13 protein-coding genes are annotated in these 18,940 nt (G+C 36.8%); 10 read left to right on the top strand and 3 right to left on the bottom strand.

Features of this window, described 5'->3' with window-relative positions; genetic code table 11:
- Window positions 1-8 precede the first annotated feature (8 nt).
- From Q4561_RS04660 to Q4561_RS04650, 3 genes are read left to right on the top strand one after another with little or no spacing between them, the layout of a single operon-like run.
- Window positions 9-3,716 (top strand): acyltransferase family protein, encoded by a 3,708-nt coding sequence (locus tag Q4561_RS04660; protein ID WP_303457939.1) that lies wholly within the window; start codon window positions 9-11, stop codon window positions 3,714-3,716.
- A 41-nt stretch (window positions 3,717-3,757) separates the two neighbouring features.
- Window positions 3,758-4,906 carry a glycosyltransferase family 4 protein gene (locus Q4561_RS04655; protein ID WP_303457937.1) on the top strand — a complete coding sequence of 383 codons (1,149 nt, stop codon included), beginning with the start codon at window positions 3,758-3,760 and terminating at the stop codon, window positions 4,904-4,906.
- Window positions 4,903-6,381: an oligosaccharide flippase family protein gene (locus tag Q4561_RS04650; RefSeq protein WP_303457936.1), complete on the top strand. Its 1,479-nt coding sequence runs from the start codon at window positions 4,903-4,905 to the stop codon at window positions 6,379-6,381. Before Q4561_RS04655 ends, Q4561_RS04650 begins: the two co-directional genes overlap by 4 nt.
- 171 nt (window positions 6,382-6,552) lie before the next feature.
- Here the strand turns inward: Q4561_RS04650 and Q4561_RS04645 are convergent, their stop codons facing one another.
- Window positions 6,553-7,542: a right-handed parallel beta-helix repeat-containing protein gene (locus Q4561_RS04645; RefSeq protein ID WP_303457934.1), complete on the bottom strand. Its 990-nt coding sequence runs from the start codon at window positions 7,540-7,542 to the stop codon at window positions 6,553-6,555.
- A gap of 86 nt (window positions 7,543-7,628) precedes the next feature.
- Between Q4561_RS04645 and Q4561_RS04640 the strand changes: the two genes are divergently transcribed.
- Window positions 7,629-8,441 carry a hypothetical protein gene (locus Q4561_RS04640; RefSeq protein ID WP_303457932.1) on the top strand — a complete coding sequence of 271 codons (813 nt, stop codon included), beginning with the start codon at window positions 7,629-7,631 and terminating at the stop codon, window positions 8,439-8,441.
- 28 nt (window positions 8,442-8,469) lie between these two features.
- On the opposite strand, the gene Q4561_RS04635 is transcribed toward Q4561_RS04640, so the two are convergent.
- Entirely contained in the window at window positions 8,470-9,552 is a 1,083-nt protein-coding gene (locus tag Q4561_RS04635; RefSeq protein WP_303457931.1) for a glycosyltransferase, read from the bottom strand.
- A 110-nt stretch (window positions 9,553-9,662) separates the two neighbouring features.
- Between Q4561_RS04635 and Q4561_RS04630 the strand changes: the two genes are divergently transcribed.
- The 6 genes from Q4561_RS04630 (at window position 9,663) to Q4561_RS04605 (ending at window position 16,620) form a co-directional block, all read left to right on the top strand.
- Window positions 9,663-10,646 carry a glycosyltransferase family A protein gene (locus Q4561_RS04630; RefSeq protein WP_303457930.1) on the top strand — a complete coding sequence of 328 codons (984 nt, stop codon included), beginning with the start codon at window positions 9,663-9,665 and terminating at the stop codon, window positions 10,644-10,646.
- Window positions 10,647-10,721: 75 nt separating this feature from the next.
- Window positions 10,722-12,659 (top strand): acyltransferase family protein, encoded by a 1,938-nt coding sequence (locus tag Q4561_RS04625; protein ID WP_303457928.1) that lies wholly within the window; start codon window positions 10,722-10,724, stop codon window positions 12,657-12,659.
- Window positions 12,660-12,810: 151 nt separating this feature from the next.
- Window positions 12,811-13,488 carry an SGNH/GDSL hydrolase family protein gene (locus Q4561_RS04620; RefSeq protein ID WP_303457926.1) on the top strand — a complete coding sequence of 226 codons (678 nt, stop codon included), beginning with the start codon at window positions 12,811-12,813 and terminating at the stop codon, window positions 13,486-13,488.
- Entirely contained in the window at window positions 13,485-14,252 is a 768-nt protein-coding gene (locus Q4561_RS04615) for a sulfotransferase family 2 domain-containing protein (protein ID WP_303457925.1), read from the top strand. The genes Q4561_RS04620 and Q4561_RS04615 overlap by 4 nt, the downstream gene beginning before the upstream one ends.
- A 44-nt stretch (window positions 14,253-14,296) precedes the next feature.
- Window positions 14,297-15,751: an oligosaccharide flippase family protein gene (locus tag Q4561_RS04610; RefSeq protein WP_303457923.1), complete on the top strand. Its 1,455-nt coding sequence runs from the start codon at window positions 14,297-14,299 to the stop codon at window positions 15,749-15,751.
- 23 nt (window positions 15,752-15,774) lie between these two features.
- Complete coding sequence (locus Q4561_RS04605) at window positions 15,775-16,620, top strand: polysaccharide pyruvyl transferase family protein (protein WP_303457921.1); 846 nt, start codon at window positions 15,775-15,777, stop codon at window positions 16,618-16,620.
- Window positions 16,621-16,896: 276 nt separating this feature from the next.
- On the opposite strand, the gene Q4561_RS04600 is transcribed toward Q4561_RS04605, so the two are convergent.
- The gene (locus tag Q4561_RS04600; protein WP_303457920.1) at window positions 16,897-18,828 is read right to left on the bottom strand and encodes an acyltransferase family protein; all 1,932 of its coding nucleotides are present in this window, start codon (window positions 18,826-18,828) and stop codon (window positions 16,897-16,899) included.
- Between the last annotated feature and the right edge of the window lie 112 nt (window positions 18,829-18,940).

Genomic DNA, 18,940 nt, shown 5'->3' with positions numbered 1-18,940 from the left:
TCTAAATAATGAAAAAGGTATTTCTATTAGTATGCTTTCTTATCGTATATGGCTCATTGTATCCATTCAAATTATCGTTGGCTTTACCTTCTACTTCCGATATTGCTCCGTTATTCCATTTTAATATATTCGCCGCAGGGTTGGCGGATGCAGTTTCTAATATCATCCTGTTCGTTCCTTACGGTTACTTTTACGCTATTGGTTTTACAAAGACAGAAGGTCGTAAGCAACTATGGCCTTGTTTAATTAGCGCATTTGTATTTGGATACGTAGTTCAAGTAGCCCAACTGTGGGCGAGCGGTCGTATTCCATGGGGAGGGGATGCGGCTTTAAATACTATAGGTGCTTTACTTGGGTATTATTTAAGTCGTTTGTTTTTTATCAATTCTAAGAGGTTAAATCAGTCTCTCAAACCCGAATTGATGATTGCTCTAGCAATAGGTATAGGCTTAGTCATCATTAAGCTAGCGCCATTTGCACCATCAATGGACCTCGGCATATTAAAAGAAAACTTAAAGTCACTGCTGTTAAGTCCCTCTATAGATTGGTTTTGGCTATATGAAAATACAGTATCATGGCTTGTTGCTTTCTATTGTTTAGGTCTAGCAGGCTCAAAACTTGTTTCGAGAAATAACGCCATTTATTTAGTTGCTTGTGTCCTCGTTTTAAAGTGCGTGATCATCTCAAACAATGTCAACTTTTCTCAAATAGTTGGCGGTATCGCGGCGCTCGGGATTTGGTATGCGTCTCGGCGGCGGTTATCAGAAGTTTTATTGGTCATTGCATTGCTATTCGCGGTAGTCGCGAATGGTTACTACCCGTTCGAGTACAGAAACAATCCTGTGTCATTTAATTGGATCCCGTTTACCGGTTCTTTAGGTGGTAATTTATTACTTAATATTCTCGCGGTAACAAAAAAGCTATTATTTTATGTCGCAGCAGTTTATCTATTGTCACGAATAACCGGAAAATTAATATTTTCTGGAATAATAGTAGCGACTATCGTACTAATATCCGAATTAGGACAGGTTTATGTTCCAAACTCTGTGGCGGAAATAACAGATGCAATTTTAGTACTTTTCGGCACTTTTATTGTTATGCAATTTTATGCCGCACCTCCTTCGTCTTCGACAGTTCATAAACAAGCGCCCAATTATAAAGAGGCTCCGGCTTCGGTTCGACGACCACCTAATTCTATCGATTATATTGCTGGGCTGGATGGCCTCAGAGCAATAGCTGCGCTCTCAGTATTCATTGTACATTTCCAACAATTTACCGCTGTTTCGGGGTCTGTAGGGGGGATAGATTTTACGCGTTGGATGATTAACGGAAATACTGGCGTGGCATTATTTTTTGCGCTTAGTGGCTTTTTGCTTTCTATACCTTTTTGGCGAGGTTTAGAAGCAGACAAACCAGTTTCAATGCGTAATTATTTCAAGAATAGATTAGTAAGAATCGTACCCCTTTATTACCTTTGCTTTGTCGCCTTACTGGCTTTAAAAGGCTTTTCAGGTGCTGAAGCAAGTTTCAATAATGTTATGTCACACCTTCTCTTTCTGCACAATTTAAAAGATAAGCAGGTTATGAGCCTAAATCCGCCATTTTGGACGCTAGCAGTCGAAATGCAATTTTACGTCTTATTGCCCTTACTATTTCTGTTACTTCGTAAAGTTGGTTATCGAAGTGCACAAGTGTTTTTACCCGTATTCATTGTGATGTGGGGTGGTGGTTTTATATTTGCTATGCAACTGCTAGAAACGTGGGGAGGGTGGCCTCTTTCGTTTCCTCTTATCTGGCCGTTTGGTGTTTATGCTTCCGGCCCTGACAGCCCTGCAATAACTTATTCGTTAGCAGGGCATTTACCTCATTTTTTAATGGGGATATTCGCATCGAGTTTATTTTTATCAGCTAAAAAACGACAACATGCTATTCGAAACGATGTTCTCTTTATTGTATGTTGTTTGCTATTAATATTAGTACTAGCTACAAATTTAGATGAATACTTCTATATAGATTATGGGCGCTACAACTTTCCAGTAGTCCCTATTTTGCTAACGCTTTTAGTATATTTAACGCCTCAATCTAACTGGATAAAACGTATTTTAGATCTGCCTGTGTTGAAATGGCTGGGTATCATTTCCTATGGCTTATATATCTTTCACTATCCGGTACAAAAAGGGGTTAAGCTATTTTTCGAGCGTTTAGGCTATTCGGTAAGTGATCAGTCATGGTCGTTTGGGTTTATTGCTTTAGTTATAACGGTATCATTGGCTTCAGTGTCATATATCGCATTCGAGCGCCCCATAATTCAATACTTCAAAGCTGGTAAGAATAAAACTCGCACCTCAAAATCTACTATTGAAAAAGAGGAAAGTGTGAAAATCAGCAAAAATACCAGCGTGGATAGCGCCGAATTGGGTTCTACTTCCATACAGGCTTTTATGCATAAAAAAGCATTAATGGTTATCGCCATTTTAGTGACTATTTGTGTTGTACTCTTCACACAGTTTATAAGTAACAAGCAAACTTCAATTAAGCAACCTGGTTGGGCATTGCAAAATAGTGAAATAATCTTCGATCATCATGCGCATACCAATTATTCTGACGGCTCTTTGAGCATAGAAGACTTAGTTGAATTAAGTTATTTCAATGGATGTGACGCTATGTCTGTTACCGATCACTCCAATTATGGAGAAACGGTTTCTGCTGCTAAGTTGGCTAAGCTTGAAACGTTAAGAGAAATGTACCCAGGCATGCTTATATTTGCCGGCATTGAAGTAGATATTCCGTCGTATAAAGGGCGAGAACATATGAATATTTTGCCATTGCCGAGCATCGAAAACGAAATGTTACTAAATTTGAGCCGCATACTTACTACCGAATCGAACGATATTAAAACGGCGAGTGATGATATTTTCTTTGACGCACTTGCTCAGTATTCTTCTAGTGAAACGCCTCCGCAATTTATATCAATTTACAATCACCCGAGTAGAAAAGATAAAAATCTGAGTGAAAATCTTAAAGATTACAACGAATGGAAAAAAAGTGGATTCACCCTCACTGCTTTTTCTGGTGCGCCGGGGCACCAAAAAGATAATCCTGTTGGTGCATATAATACTAAGTTCAATACTATTGACGGCTGGGATCCATTCGTTGCTGAAATTGGTGGTGGATGGGACCAACTGCTTGCAAACGGAGAGCGAGTTTGGGGAGCATTAGCTTCATCAGATTACCACAACAATATTATGGACTTGCCACCTTGTGAGTATTCCAGAATTCACGTAAACGTGCCTGATAAATCCTATTCTGGAGTGCTAAACGCTATTAACGCTGGCACCTTCTGGGCTGACCATGGCAATCTACTAGCGAAATATCAGTTTACTGTTGAAGTTGGACCAAAGCGGCAACTTGCTTATCCTGGTGCTGAAGTAAGTTTAAGCGGCGAAGACAATATTATGTTAGTCAATATTGCACTTTTGCGTAACAAACCATATAAGAATGACTTCTTACGGGCAGATATCATCACCAACTGTGAGAATGGTTCAGTAACCGCTAGTAGTCACTATATACCTCCAGAATCTTCGTCTCAGCAGTTGTTAATTGCTAAAAATGCCGACGTAGAAAATTGCTTCATTCGGTCGAGAGTTGTTTTTGAAAACACCGCTGGTAAAAACTTGGCGGGATATTCGAACCCAGTGTTTATATCTAGTCATTAAAAACTCCCATAATAGTTAAACGATTAATATAGAAAAATAATATGAAAAAAGTGTTACTTCTTACAGAAAATTTTCCGCCTATTGAAGGAGGAAGTGGTAGATGGTTTTGGGAGCTTTACTCTAGAATTCCACGAGATAAGGTGGTGGTATTAACACATAATGTTGAAGGTGGAAGTGAGTTTGATAAGAGGCACAGCCTTTGCGTAATTAGAACTCCTATGTCATCGGCAGAGTGGGGCTTTAAAAGTGTTACAGGCATTAAGTTTTATTGGCGTCTCGTAAAACAAGTTAGAAAGATTGTTAAGCAACACAACATAGAAGAAATACATTGTGGAAGAGTAATCCATGAAGGTGTAATTGCTTGGTTAATTAAAATGCTGACCGGAATTCCTTATTTATGTTTTGTGCATGGAGAAGATGTAGAAACGGCTGCAACGAGTAGAGAGCAGTCTTTAATGGTACGCAAGGTTTGCGGCGCATCAAAAATGCTTATATGCAATAGTTACAACTCTAAGAAATTAGTGGTTAATTTAGGGTTCGAATCCGAAGAAAAATGCGAAGTATTGCACCCTGGTGTGGATACCACAAAGTTTGTTCCCGCTGATCCAGACAGTGTGTTTCGAGATGAAATGGAGTGGACCAATAAGCAGGTTTTATTAACGGTAGGGCGGCTTCAACAGAGGAAGGGGCAGGATTATTTAATACAAGCCATGCCTGACTTGCTAAAAGTATACCCGAACTTATTTTATGCTGTTGTGGGGCGGGGCGAGTGTGAGGAAGCGCTTAGGGAATTGATACAAAAATTAAAACTCGAAAATCATGTGAAAATATATATTGATTTAAACGATGAAGATCTTATTAGATGTTACCAACAATGCGATTGCTTTATCTTACCAAACAGAACGATAGGTAATGATATCGAAGGATTTGGCATGGTACTAGTAGAAGCGCAAGCGTGTGGTAAGCCTGTTATCGCGGGGGATTCAGGAGGTACTGCTGAAACTATGATTATAGGTAAAACTGGGCAAATAATAGATTGTTCAACACCAAGTCAGCTTGTTGAAGGCCTTGAACATGTTCTAGCTGAACCTAAATTTATGAGTTCCGGAAAGCAAGGGCTTAAACATGTTAAAAGTAACTTGGATTGGCAAGCTCATGTTCTAAAAGCCCTAGAGCTTTTTAAACGGTGACAGTAACTAGTAAAATTGTAAACAGTGCTATGTTTGCAGCTTCAGCTAAAATTATTAGTAAAGTGCTTGGTTTGTTTAGCACTATGGTATTGGCCCGCTTATTAGCGCCGGAGCAGTTTGGTCTTATCGCTATTGTAAGTATAGCGTTATACTTCTTCGATATTCTCTCTCACACTGCTAGCGAGCAGTATATTATTCAGAAATCTTCGGTTACTAAGAAAGAGCTAGGAACGGCTTGGACAGCAAATTTAGTGTTAAAGTCGCTAATTTGCGTGTTGATTGTACTCTCAGCTCCTTGGGTAGCCTTATTTTTCGAACGTCCTGTCTTAACAAATGCGATCAGGGTTAGTGCACTTATCTTGCCGCTGCAAGCATTGAAATCGCCAATTTATATTCTATTAAAACGACAACTAAAGTTTGCTCCCTTGTTTTGGAGTTCACTGGCGGAGCGCTTATTCGCAGTGCCTTTACTAATAGGTCTGGCAATTATTTTACAAAGTTATTGGGCGTTCATTATTACTGATATAGTAGCTGGCGTATTAGCGGTGGGTATTTCCTATTTTATTGCAAAAAGGCGCCCCGTATTTACAGTAAGTGGTCTTGCAGTTCAGTGGACATTCTCTAAGTGGATGCTAGCGAAAAGCATAGTAGGTTATGCTCGTTCACAAATTGATACTGTTGTGGTATCAAAGGCATTCTCGGCCGCAATGTTAGGAAACTATCATATGGCACGAGAACTCGCCATGATGCCTGCACACTTTATCTTAGGGCCGGCTATTGACCCTTTGTTAAGCGCATTTAAGAATGATAAAAACAACAAAGCAGAGCTTCTAAATAATGTAGCCTTTACTTTAATTGTGGTGTTTTTAATATCAATTCCATTGTGTGCTTATTTATGGGCATTTTCGCCAGAAATAGTGCTTGTGTTGCTGGGAAAAAACTGGAGCGAAGCTGGTGCGCTTTTATCAATACTGTCTTTTTTATTTTTGTACTGGTCAATGCTTCATGTGGTAGAAACGGCATTGATAGCACAAAGTAAAGTAAGGCTTATTTTTTATTTTGATCTGTTTTCATTATGTTTTATCGCTGGAAGTCTTATTGTGGGTGTAAATTATTCGCTCAATATATATGAGCTTGCGTGGATTAGAGTAGTAACAGGCTTATTGGGCAGTCTTATTTTACTAGTAAAACTGTTCGAAGGTTATTTGAAACAATTAGTGTCAGTTGTATGGATTTTTTTGCTAATAGTTATAGTTTCTTATATATGGGGTGTTCTTGTTAGCTACCAAGCTACCTGCTTTGCAAACTTCCCCCCATGGCTCGAGATGTTCGTTTCCGGACTTGAACTGATGATTATTTTAACTTTAGCTCTTACTGCTTTATGGAGAGTCAATACCCATTATCATATTGCGAGATTAATAAGTATTGCAAGAATAGTTTTATTCAAAGGAATGAGCACTTTAAATAAAAAATAACGTTAGTTTGTTGAAAGGTTTATTAAGGTATCATCTTAGGCGATGTTATATATTTAAAATAGAGGGGATGAGATTAGTTTGAAATGTACTATGCTCGTCACGCTAATGAGGAGAGCGCGATAGGTATATTATCATACTGCTAATAAGAGTTATTTTTTTGATATTTCAACTTTACTTCAGCGTCACATTTCGGCTTATGTAGGCAGATGCTCCATCTCTTTTTTTGATTTTCCTATTAGTCTTGTTTTGTATAATTGAAATATTAGTTGTTGATGGGAAACGGTACTCAATTGCATTTGGATAGTCGTGATACAAAAGTATAGTATTATTTTTTATTACAGTATCGGGGCTGCTCTCTAAAATAATGCCAGCATCGGCATAAGGGTGGTTTTTGACTGTGTGAATTATATAATTGCCTTTAATAACTCCACCCTGATTTTGGCTTTTACCAAGTCCAAAACCTATACCTCTATCGCTGTTAAGGATTATGTTATCAACTACGTAGTTATTTGATGAATTATTCCAAAAGTGTATAGCGTGTTCGGCAACGCCTCCAGAGGGGCTCGCAATATTTTCAAATTTGTTATTTTTGACTAACCAATTATTTGCTCTATGCGCATCTATGCCACCAATATAAAATTGAGGGCCAATACCTGCTGTATATTCGAATACACAATTCTCTATTTTTCCATCATCAGAATAATGACCTATAGCCTTGCTAGCGCTAACTTTCAAAAGTTGCTCGTAGGAGTCTTGTAGAATACAGTTACTCAAGTGAAAGAAGTCAGCGTCATGTTCTGCACGGACTTGAATCAAATGGTTTCCTGAATTTTTTAAAGTGACGCCACTAATTGTTATGTAGCTTGCCATGACATCAATTAAAACTTCAGGAGTCTGGTTTTTTTTCATTCCTTTACCTTTTAAAATGGTACTAAGCGCACCTTTCCTCCCTGTTAGGGTTAGACCGTCCCGCTTTAAAACAATGCGATGCGTGAGTTGATAAACTCCAGGCTCTAATATGATTCTATTGAGTTCAGGTTTGCTATGAGCCAGTTTAATGGCCTTATATAGGTCTTGGGTAGAGCTTACATAAAGTTGTTCTGTGGCAAAGGCTGATGATATAGAAACGAAAAATAAGAATACAAGGATACGGTAAGCCACATTTTAGCCTTTAGGTTATTCACAATATTACAAATTTGATGCACTATGGATTTTTAATTCATCAATAATTTAAAAGACCTAAATAAGTGCGTGGAATATATACAGTAACACTATTACTTGGCGCAGTACTATTAGCTATCAATGTATATGGTTTAACGAAATCACTTCGGCCAGAAGGCTTAACTCCCGAAGTCTTAAGATTTAGCCAAAACGACCTTACACTTTCCAAGGACGCCTTCATCGCTAGTTCTTCTCGTATAAGTACAGAGACGGACTTTCAATACGCGACTCGGCTAACACATGTTATCTCTAATGGCATGGCTCACGTACATTGGGAGCGTTTCAATCCAAGCCAATACAATCAAACAATTCCAATATGGGAGAACTATATACTATATTTGATGGGAAAGTTTTCTGGTATTCCGGAATTTGAGAGATATCATTTTACTATTCCTGAAAAAAGCATGGAAAGAGGAGTCGGTTTGTGTGGCGACGCTTCGATGCTACTTTCCGAGCTGCTAATGAGAGAGGATATTCATAACAGTATTGTTACTGTACCAGGCCATGTAATGGTTGAAGCTTTACTTGATGGAAGAGAAGTATTGCTCGATCCAGATTTTGGTGTAGTACTTGATTATGACGTAAGTACGTATATACAAAACGCCGATGAGTTAGAAAAAGAATACAATCAGAAAGGTTTTATTGGTAATGGCGAAGACGTAGTTAAAAATGGCATGAAAACTGGTGATGTTCTGTATTGGGACGGCTCTAGACACTTTGTGCAAAAAAAGTATTATTTTGAACGAGTAAGCTACGTACTTATTTGGCTTCTACCAATACTGATATGTGCAACCTCGTTAATATTGCTCAACATCAAGCACAAAAAAAAAGATGATTAAGCGTGACGTTTTCTTCGGAAGCGTATTTCTAAAGATGATGATAACAGAGGACCCATTCGGCGACGAAAGCTTCGACACTGAAATTTTCCTTTACTCGAATAAGTGCGTTACTTGCTATTTTTTCTTTTAGCTGCGAATTACTCAATAATTTCAATACATTTTCACAAAGTTCACTACTAGAATAAGGATTCACAAGCATACCTGATGAAGAGTGCACTATAGCTTCTGGAATTCCATTCACTTTAGTAGACACGATTGCTTTTTTCATCGCCATAGCTTCGAGTATCGAAACCGGGAACGCTTCCTCATAGGATGCACATACTAAAACATCCAAACTATTTACCAAAAGCCGAACATCAGCTACTTGCCCATGGAATGTAACAAGTTCCGAAATGTTAAGTTTCGAAGACATATCTTTTAGCAATAACTCTCGAGGACCCTGCATAATATCCCCCCCAATAATGTGAAACTCTGCTTGAACACCTGCGTCTTTTATCATAGCAGCCATTTCGAGGAATTCTTTATGACCTTTACGTTCTTGCAAATTGGCAACAATGCCGATTTTTGGAACACTATTGTTAACTGTTGATGGGGAAAACTTATTAGTATCAACGCCATTATGGATAACTTTAAGCTCAGTGACAGGGCAGCACTTTGCTAGTATCGCTTTATGTGAATTAAGCAAGTCTTGACTACAAAATACGACCTTTGCAGGGGCTTTTCTCAATGCCCAATTTGCAAAATCTTCAGAAAAAGGGAAGTGAGCATGAAAAATAACGGGAATATTTAGTGACTTTGCTGCACCAGATATCGAACGAGTTGAGAGAAGGTCCGCAGTATGAATAATGTCAGGTTTGACTTTAAAAAGAATATGACGCCATTGCAATGCGTTTTTAATTGTCCTAATTGGCGTTGATAGGCTTGGTTGGGTAGCTGTGTGCAGAAAGTGTATAGCACCGGCATTTTTGCTTTTTTCAACGAATTCTCCGCTTTCTGGAGTAGTGACAACGCAAGTAAAATCATCTTTACTTAAATGCTCCATTAAGCTTAAACTCATCCGTTCAGCACCGCCGAGTTCGCCCACTGAATGAACAAAGAGTATTTTTTTCATATTATATGTTTTCCTGAATAGTCGAGTTATCATACCGCTGAAACTGCGCTTGTTTCAACGCGAAAAACCTTGTATTTTCCATTTATGAAAAGGAAAGTGAGAAAAGAAGTATGACTCCACTAGTCAGCATAATATTACCTACATTTAACAGGGCTCATTTCCTAGAACAAGCATTTCATTCTTTAAGAGCTCAAGAGTATACTCTTTATGAAGTTATAATTGTTGATGATGGCAGCACAGATAACACAAAAGAAGTTGTTGCTTCTCTTTCGTCTACACTGTCGCAAACGGTCCGATATATATACCAAAACAATCAAGGGCCTGGTGTCGCAAGGCAGAACGGAATCGATAAAGCTTCTGGTGAAGTTGTTGCATTTTTCGACAGTGACGATGAGTGGTTACCGGAGCATTTATTAGCTGGTGTAGAAGTGCTGCAAAATTTTCCAGAGTGCGACTGGGTTTACTTTGCCTGTAAAAGGGTTGAGAAATCAAAGCAATGCACATTGTTAGACTCAACATTTTATAACAATTCGCAACAAAATAAGCTTTTTTCAATTGCAGAGTTACGAGCAGACAATGTTTACCAGTTAAATTCCAAAAAAGCCTCAATTATGCAGCTTCAAGATGGAATAGATAGTGGATTGCAGAATTCTCTTGTGCGCAAAACTATTTTTGAAAAAATTTCTATTCCACCTTTTAGAATAGGTGAAGATAGGCTGTTAATATTAATGGCTATAAAAAATGGCTTCAACCTTTTCTTTAAAGATAAAGTGACAGTTATTTATAATGTCCACGATGGCAATACATCTGATACCGCCACTGGCGATGATAGATTCGAGCGCAGGATAAAGTCAATGGAGCAATTGCTTTCAAGTTACGAAGCAACCAAAGACTATATACTCTTGAACTCGGCTGAAACCGACGCACTTAATAAACGACTGGCTGAAGATTATTTTTGGAAACTTGGCTACTCTCTGTTCTGGGAATCAGGAAATAAGAAAAAAGCGAGGATGTGTTATCGGAAAGCCTTGAAGTTTTCTGATTATAGGGACTTTAAAATGCTGAAGTCATACGTTCTGAGCTTTTTAAAATAGTATTTCGATAACGACATAAATTATATTATATCTGTAGGTGAGGTATAAACACAGTTGAAAACCTGAGAGATTGATGTGCTAAAGAATAATTACATACGATACATTGATGGTCTACGTGCAATTGCAGTAATGCTAGTGTTTATTTTTCACCTTTCGCCGGAATTTTTGCCGGGTGGGTTTATTGGTGTAGACATTTTTTTTGTGCTTTCTGGGTATCTTATTTCCGGTATCATCATTGAGAGGCATACCGAAAAGAGTTTTTATCGTAAGTTTATTATCAGCAGAATATTAAGACTTTTACCAGTATATATTTTAGTTGTTGCATTTACTTTAGTATTTTCGTGGTACATTTTGCTTCCTAACGAGCTAATAACGTTTTCAAAAAGTTTAATCGCCGCATCTTCTTTTACATCGAACATATTTTTTTATTTAAATTCAGACTATTTTGCAGGAAATTCAGAATTTTTTCCGCTTTTACACACTTGGTCTCTATCTGTAGAATGGCAATTTTACCTTTTATTTCCCTTCATACTCGCTGCAATACTCAGATTGCCCAAGCATTATACGCCTTTAATATTGATATTTCTCATAGGCATTTGCACGGCAGTGACATACTTTGTAAGCATGTATAGCCCAAGTTTAGCGTTTTATAATACACCTTTTCGCGCGTCGGAATTCTTGGTCGGGACCTTGGTCTATGTGTTATTCAAAAGGAGAAAGTTGAATAGGGGGATAAGCAATTCATTTTGGTTTCAGACTATTGGTTGGTGGTGTATTGTAACTTTAGTTCTTTTGTCATATTTGATAAATGAAGAACATCTTTTTCCGGGAATTTACGCGACAATTATAGCTTTAGTAACAGGGGCCATTCTTTACGTCGGAAATTCGACGACTCAAGAAAATACATGGATAAAAATTCTTAGCCTTAAACCTATAGTCTATATAGGAAATATTTCCTATTCGTTTTATCTTTGGCATTGGCCAATTATCACATTCTATAAATTATATTTGCAGGCACCATTTGGTTTTTTCGACTACTGTATTATCGTTTTACTAACATTTTTCCTATCCGATCTTTCTTGGCGATTTGTAGAGTGTAGGTTTCGTACTAATAACCCTCGAAATAAAAAGTCAGTAGGGTGGATGTTTACGCTTACATGTGTTTTTAGTGCCACTGTATTTATTACTGTATTAAGTACTAAAGGAGTAGAATCTAGATTTACGCAACAACAACTTAGTATTTTAAATATTCAAAAATGGGCGGACTTTCCCGGAGAATGCTATGCAACTCAAGTAAAAGAGCGTTTTTATAACTGTAAAATTGGAGATTTAAGTTCCGAACCAGAGCTATTGGTGTTTGGTGATTCTCACGCGCAAGTTTTAGTATGGTCATTAGATAAATTACTTAAAGAAAAAAAGGGTTCTGCAATTATAGTGGCGAAAGGTGGATGCCCTCCGTTTATGCCCGGAGTGCCGACGATTACTGATATAGAAAAATCTATATGTGAGGATGTTCAGAGAACTTCGTTTGAGCTTGCACTAAACAATATGGGTAAAATAAAGACTGTGCTGTTAGCAGGAAGATGGATTGGTTATGAAAAAGCCGAACTCTACGGACAAGACTTTTCGACGGGGAAAATGTCTTCAGAAAACTTTGAATATCGTCTATTGCAAATGATATCCGTATTTAAAAGGTTATCATATGATATCGTTCTATTCGATAGTGTCCCAGAACCAGGCTTTCCAGTTCCTGAGACGGTAGTTAGGGCTGAGATATTTGGCAAAAAAATTAATGGTTTTGAATCTAAAAAACATACTATTTCTGACTATATAGAAAAAAAATCAATCAAAATAATTAGACCAAGACTAGAAGTTTGTAGTGACTCAAAGTGTATGTACGAACTAGATGGACAGATTTTATACTTTGACTCAAATCATCTGTCTATTGCTGGAGCCGACTTGATACTAGAAGAGCTTACGTTTCTAAGTGACCGAAATAAAATTTCAAATTAATTTCTTGAGAATTTTACTATTTAACGGTGTGAGGCGAAAGTAAAGCAGTACCATATCATTCAAATTAATCTTGCATATAAATTATAGTTCGCAAGAATAGATATGTAGCCCACATTACTATAAATAAGTTAATTTGAGGTAAAAAATAAAAATGAAATTTAACTTTTTATTTAAAAAGAAGAAGCTTTTAGTTCTAGGGGATTCACATGCTGAGGTCTTTAGAACAAAGGTTATTAGTAGTAGCTTACTAGATCGTTACAATGTAAGACTAGAGCTTGTACATGGTGCCACAATATCTGGAATCGAGAATCCTAATTCAAAAACAAAGGCTTTACCTATATTTCAAAAAGCTTATGAGTTGCATAAACCTGATTTGGTTATCATTTTACTTGGAGAAGTTGACACTGGTTTCGTGCTTTGGTTTCAGTCTGAAAAAAAATCTAGACCTATAGGTGAAATGTTAGATTTATGTGTAGAAAAATATATTAAATTTATAGATTCGCACATGGGAAAAGATAAGACAGTGGTAATAAGTGCGCCTCTACCAACAATAAAAGATGCTCAAGACTGGGGCGAAATCGCTAATGCGCGAAAAGAGGTCCGAGCAACTCAGTTAGATCGAACAGCGTTGACCATCGAACTTAATAAAAAGATTGAAAAATATTGCGTAACGAAAGGGTTAATACATGTGAATTTGGACCCAATATGTATGGGGGATGATGGTACAGTGAGTAAAATTTTGCTTAATGAAGACGCTAATAATCATCATTATGACAATAATGTCTATGCCCATACTTTATTAAAAGAGTTAAATAAAATATTTAAATGAAACAATTTATAGTAAGAGCTTTACCAACTAAAACATACTTATATGCGAGATGGTGGGATTATAAAATATCAAGGCCAAAAGAATTCGCAGAAATACAGAAGTTGAGGACTAGAGAAACATCCGAATGGGGTTCATATAAGCCTTTCGATCAAAAAAAATCTATTTTCGTTCATATCCCCAAATGTGCAGGAGTTTCGGTAAACAGATCCCTCTTTGGGAATCTTGCTGGCGGACATACATCTATAGATCAATATATTAACGTATATGAGCCAACAAAATTTTTAAATTACTTTAAATTTACTTTCGTAAGAAATCCATGGGATCGAGTAGTTTCAGCGTATACTTTTTTACAAAAAGGTGGAATGAATAAGTGGGATGAGAAGTTTTATGAAGAGGAATTAAAAAAGTATAAAAACTTTAAAGATTTCGTGATGAATTGGCTTAATGAGGAAAATATTCAGAAACATCATCACTTTAAGCCTCAAATAGATTTCATTGTCGATAAGTATCAAAGAGTAAGCGTAGACTACATTGCCTATCTAGAGAATATGGAGGAAGACTACAATTATATTGCAAAAAAACTAAATATTGAAACACCACTCGAACAGTTAAATCAAGTTTCTCGATCTGATTACCGTTCTTTTTATGATGATGAAAGTAAAAATGTAGTCCAAGAAATCTACAAAGATGATATTTTTTTATTGAACTATGAGTTTTCAGGCGTAACGCAATATACAAGAAAACTAAACTTAAAAGATTTATAGGTGTAACGGTGTTTTCATGTATTACTCAAACGGAATCTTGATTTATGTCTAATGCCAGAAGGGGGATGATAGGCTCCGTATTACTTGTGGTGGAGGCGCTTGCAAAAAGGTCAATTGGGATAATAAGTACGCTCATTCTCGCTCGAGTGTTGGTACCAGAAGATTTTGGCATAGTCGCAATTGCAACATTAATAATGGGGTTCATCGATTCACTAGTCGACGCTGGAGCAGATCAGTATCTTCAGCGTTGTGAAAAAATTACCGACGACACCGTTAATACAGCATGGTCTCTCAATATAATCATTAAGCTTCCTATTCTGTTAATACTAGCAGTTTTTGCTAACTATATATCGACACAGTTTAATGAGGTTCGGATAGAGAATATACTTTATGTGCTAGCTGCTTCTTCTGCTATTACTTTGTTGAAAAATCCAGGCTTGATTTATTTAAGAAGAGAACTTAACTATAAAAATATAATAAAGTTATCTTTGTTTAGTAAGGCTGTAAGTGTCGTAATTGCAATATCTATTGCGCTTAACTATCAGAGCTATTGGGCGCTCGTTATTGGTACCTGTTCGGAGATGCTAATAACGACGATTGGAAGCTTTTTCTTGTACAAACATAAAATTCGATTTAACTTCTCGAACTTAAAAGAACAATGGCTATTTTCATCTTGGATGATTCCGCAATCTGTAATAGGTTTTTTTCGTACTCAATTAGATACTTTACTAGTAAGCAATCAATTTGGTAAAAGTTCGCTAGGTTCTTATCATGTTTTGAAGTACTTAGCTTTCTTGCCATGTAGTCAAATTATACTCCCGGCGACTAACCCTCTTTTAATCTCGTTAACAAAGATAAAAAGCAACTATAACTACCTTATTAGTCAATACAATATGACTTACGTTGTTACAATGATTGTCGCAGGGTACATCACGGCGTTTCTTTGTTTTAGAAGCGAACTCGTTATAAATATACTACTGGGTGAAAACTGGATTATCTACAGCAACTTACTTACGATTTTCGCTTTTTTGATACCTTCCTTCGCTTCACTAAACCAAGCTAGACGTTTACTTCTAATACACGGTAAAACAAAAGTAATGTTTTATTTTGAAATATTATCTCTTCTTGTGTTCATATTTAGCCTATTTTTATTTGAGACTAAAGAAATCTATGATTTTGCTTTAGTTCGAGTGATTGTAGAAGCTCTAACAGTGCATACTTTTTTAATAATGACATCTCTCTACTATAACGGTCTTGTTTCTACCGTCAGGCTGCTTTTAGCGGTTATACCAGTTGTAACCAGCCTCTTGGCGTCAGGTTATATACTTAACCTATTTAATTTCAATTTTCTTTTGATTGTTAATGGAGTGTTGGATATATTAATTTTCACTGCATTGTTTTTTGTTTTTGTTTTTATTCAATTCATTTTGGGCTTTAATAAGATGGAAGAGTGGAAATATATATTTTCTTTAAAGCAAAAATTAATGAATTTTAAATGATTGACTAGAAAATTGAGAGTCCTATGTATCTACACTATTTTAATAGTAAAAGTAGCAACTTTGGGGATGCATTAAACCCTTGGTTCTGGAAAGATATTGTTGGTATTAATTTTGACGGTGATAATGACGAAATATTTATTGGTATCGGAACTTTGTTAAACGATCAAAATCGTTTTCTTAGGCCTTCTGAAAAAAGAGTGCATGTTTTCGGTACTGGTGCTGGCTATGGCAATTCAGTACCTAAAGTCGGGAAAAATTGGATTGTACATGGTGTAAGGGGACCACTGACAGCTAACGCTATTGGAGTTGAAAAGTCTCTTGTTTTAAGCGATCCGGTAATCTACCTCAATAGAGTAATAAATTTACATACCGATAAAAAATACAAATGCAGTTTTATGCCACATTATCAGACAATGTCAAAAGAGCTTCAGTCCGTAGTAGAGAGTGCGGGGATAAATTATATATCTCCTTCACTTTCAACTGAAGAAGTCATTGGTGAAGTAAATAATAGCGAAAAGATTATCTGTGAGGCTATGCATGGCGCTATTCTTGCGGAAGCTCTTAGAGTGCCGTGGATACCTATTGCTACCTCAGAAGATATTTTAAGCTTCAAATGGCGTGACTTTTGTATGTCACTAGATCTAAACTACAATCCCATGAGTTTTCCGCGTCTATGGGGAGTAGATACTACCAACTTCGTCAGAAAGGTAGTCAAAATTGTAAAACATAAAGCCTTTTCGAAAAGGTTAATAGAGTTAGAAAAATCTTCCTCCTTTGTACTATCCTCCGATAAAAAGCTTGATGAGATGAATGATAAATTCGAAGACGCAATTTTCTCTTTCAAAGAAAGATTTCAGAATTTGAAGTGAATTAAATATCAGTAAAAAACGAAAAATTCATTTGTCCGGTAGTTAAAGCGAGCGTAGCAAAGCATTTAAGCTTGAAGTTATCTGTGCACTCTCCTTAGCAAAAAGAACACCATGCGCTAACTTATGAATTGAATGTGTGAATTACCGGACGGACACGCGCGAGTGATGTGCCTTTACTAGTTTATGGGAGGCGAGAGGAATTAAAACAAAAACTATCTTTTTAAGCCTAGTCAAGTCACAACTAACATTTTCGAAAGACTAGGCTTAATAGAGCTCTCAAAATGAAGGATTCAGACGTTCGGCAATAGCACTATCAACTGTCGGTGCTAGCAATTCTGCGAAAAAATTACTAATGTGATGTGAGTCTTTATACAAGATGTTGTCATTATATACCGAATCACATATTACATTGATACAATATGTCCGTGCAGGAAACAAAATCATGTCATCATTTAATACAGAACTAAACTCTTTTAGTTGCGTTTCGTATTCCTCGTTTGATAAAAATGGATAATCCCCCTTGTAATTGAGTGTGGCCATTCTCAACCAATTTTCAGGTATATTAGATTTGAAGCGCGGTGCTTGGGGAATGAACGCTATTTCCGTATTAATATTTTTAAGCAAATTGATTTGCTCGCCGACGGTGGTTTCAAACGATTGTAATGACGACAAATCACTTTGATGAGAATGTCCAATTAGTTCCCAGTTAAGATAATTGTTAAATGCACCTACAACGAGGATTAGATCGTATGAATTGTTCTGGACATGTTCCCAAATAGCGTTATTAATTGGTTCACAATCACCAAAAGGGCTATTGGGCCTAGTTAAATTGTATACGGGAGGACAACCCGTATTAATAAAGAAATATATATTGTATCTCTCACTCGCACCCATAAGTGTTGGAATGAATGCCCCACCATGACTATCTCCCCAAACCAGTATATTTTTGGTGCCTTGCTTCTCCTTTCCTATCAAGCACGGAGTAGAGTCTTTAGAATTCTTTAATCTGTTAGTGCACTCTTTTCTAAAAGGCTCTGGGCTTATAGTTAATTCATACTTTGCAGATATATCCCCATGTGGATCTGTTATAAAATCATTGCCAGTAAAGATGACTGTTGATGAAAATATCACAAGCGTAATATATCCCCATATAGCTCTTCTTTTTAGCTGTTTATCAGGTATTAGTTTTCGACTTCTGTAAGGTGTCTCAATAAATCTATAGGTTAGAAAGGCTAAAAATGTTGTGGTAGCTAGAACGGTGAAATTCATAATATTGGGATAATGGTCATCAAAAAGCCAATTCTTAAGGACGATTAATGGCCAATGCCAAAGGTACATTGAGTAAGATATAAGCCCAATAAAAACTGCGCCACGGTTTACAAGTAATCGGTAGATTAAACCAGACTTACTGTTTGTAAATATTATCAGACAAGTTCCAACAACAGGTAACAAGGCACTGTACGAAGGAAAAGGCGTTGTCGCATCGAAGCCAAAAATGGCGCATATGGTCATTGTAAAGCCAATATTACGAAGGAGCGTCAATTTCCTATGCTTTTCAAAATAACCGTATCGAATAATCGCCGCAAGTAATGCACCAGCCCCTAACTCATAAACTCTGGTAGGTAGTAAATAAAAACCTGCGAATGATTTCGATGAAGGAGTAAAGTAAATAGCAAGACAAAGGGACATAACAACAGGGAATATAAACATCAACAACACTAACTTTTGCGGTTTTATATACTTGAACAACACGATTAGAGCTAGAGGAAAAAAGAGATAAAATTGCTCTTCAACACTTAGGCTCCAAGTATGGAGAAGGGGGTTTAATTCTAGATTGTCACTAAAATACCCGCCCTGTTGCCAGAAATATAAATTTGAGACAAAAAATAGAGAACTAAGTGTTGTAATGGCCACCTTTTCAAAAAAGGTGTTTGGATAAACAACTATAAACGTAGATAGAGTAAAAAGATAAACTACAAAGGCAGCAGGAAATAGCCTTCTAACGCGACGAAAAAAAAAGTATGAATAAGAAAATGTGCCATTTACCAGATCATTAAAAATAACAGAAGTTATAAGGTAACCGCTAATAACAAAGAATATGTCGACACCAACAAATCCGCCAGATATCCACGATATATCGAGGTGGAACAAAACAACTGGTAATATTGCAACGGCTCTTAAGCCGTCAATGTCTGATCTGTATTTCATAACACTTTCTATAGTAGGTTAAGATCGGATAATCCGTCACGATTAATCAGAACGTTGGTTTATCCACTGTTAGAGTTGATACTGTGTTCCTTTTGTATATTATATTTTCCAA

The sequence above is a fragment of the Alteromonas sp. 1_MG-2023 genome, from assembly GCF_030547075.1.
GTDB lineage: Bacteria > Pseudomonadota > Gammaproteobacteria > Enterobacterales > Alteromonadaceae > Alteromonas.
This window is presented reverse-complemented; position numbering and strand designations above follow the sequence as displayed.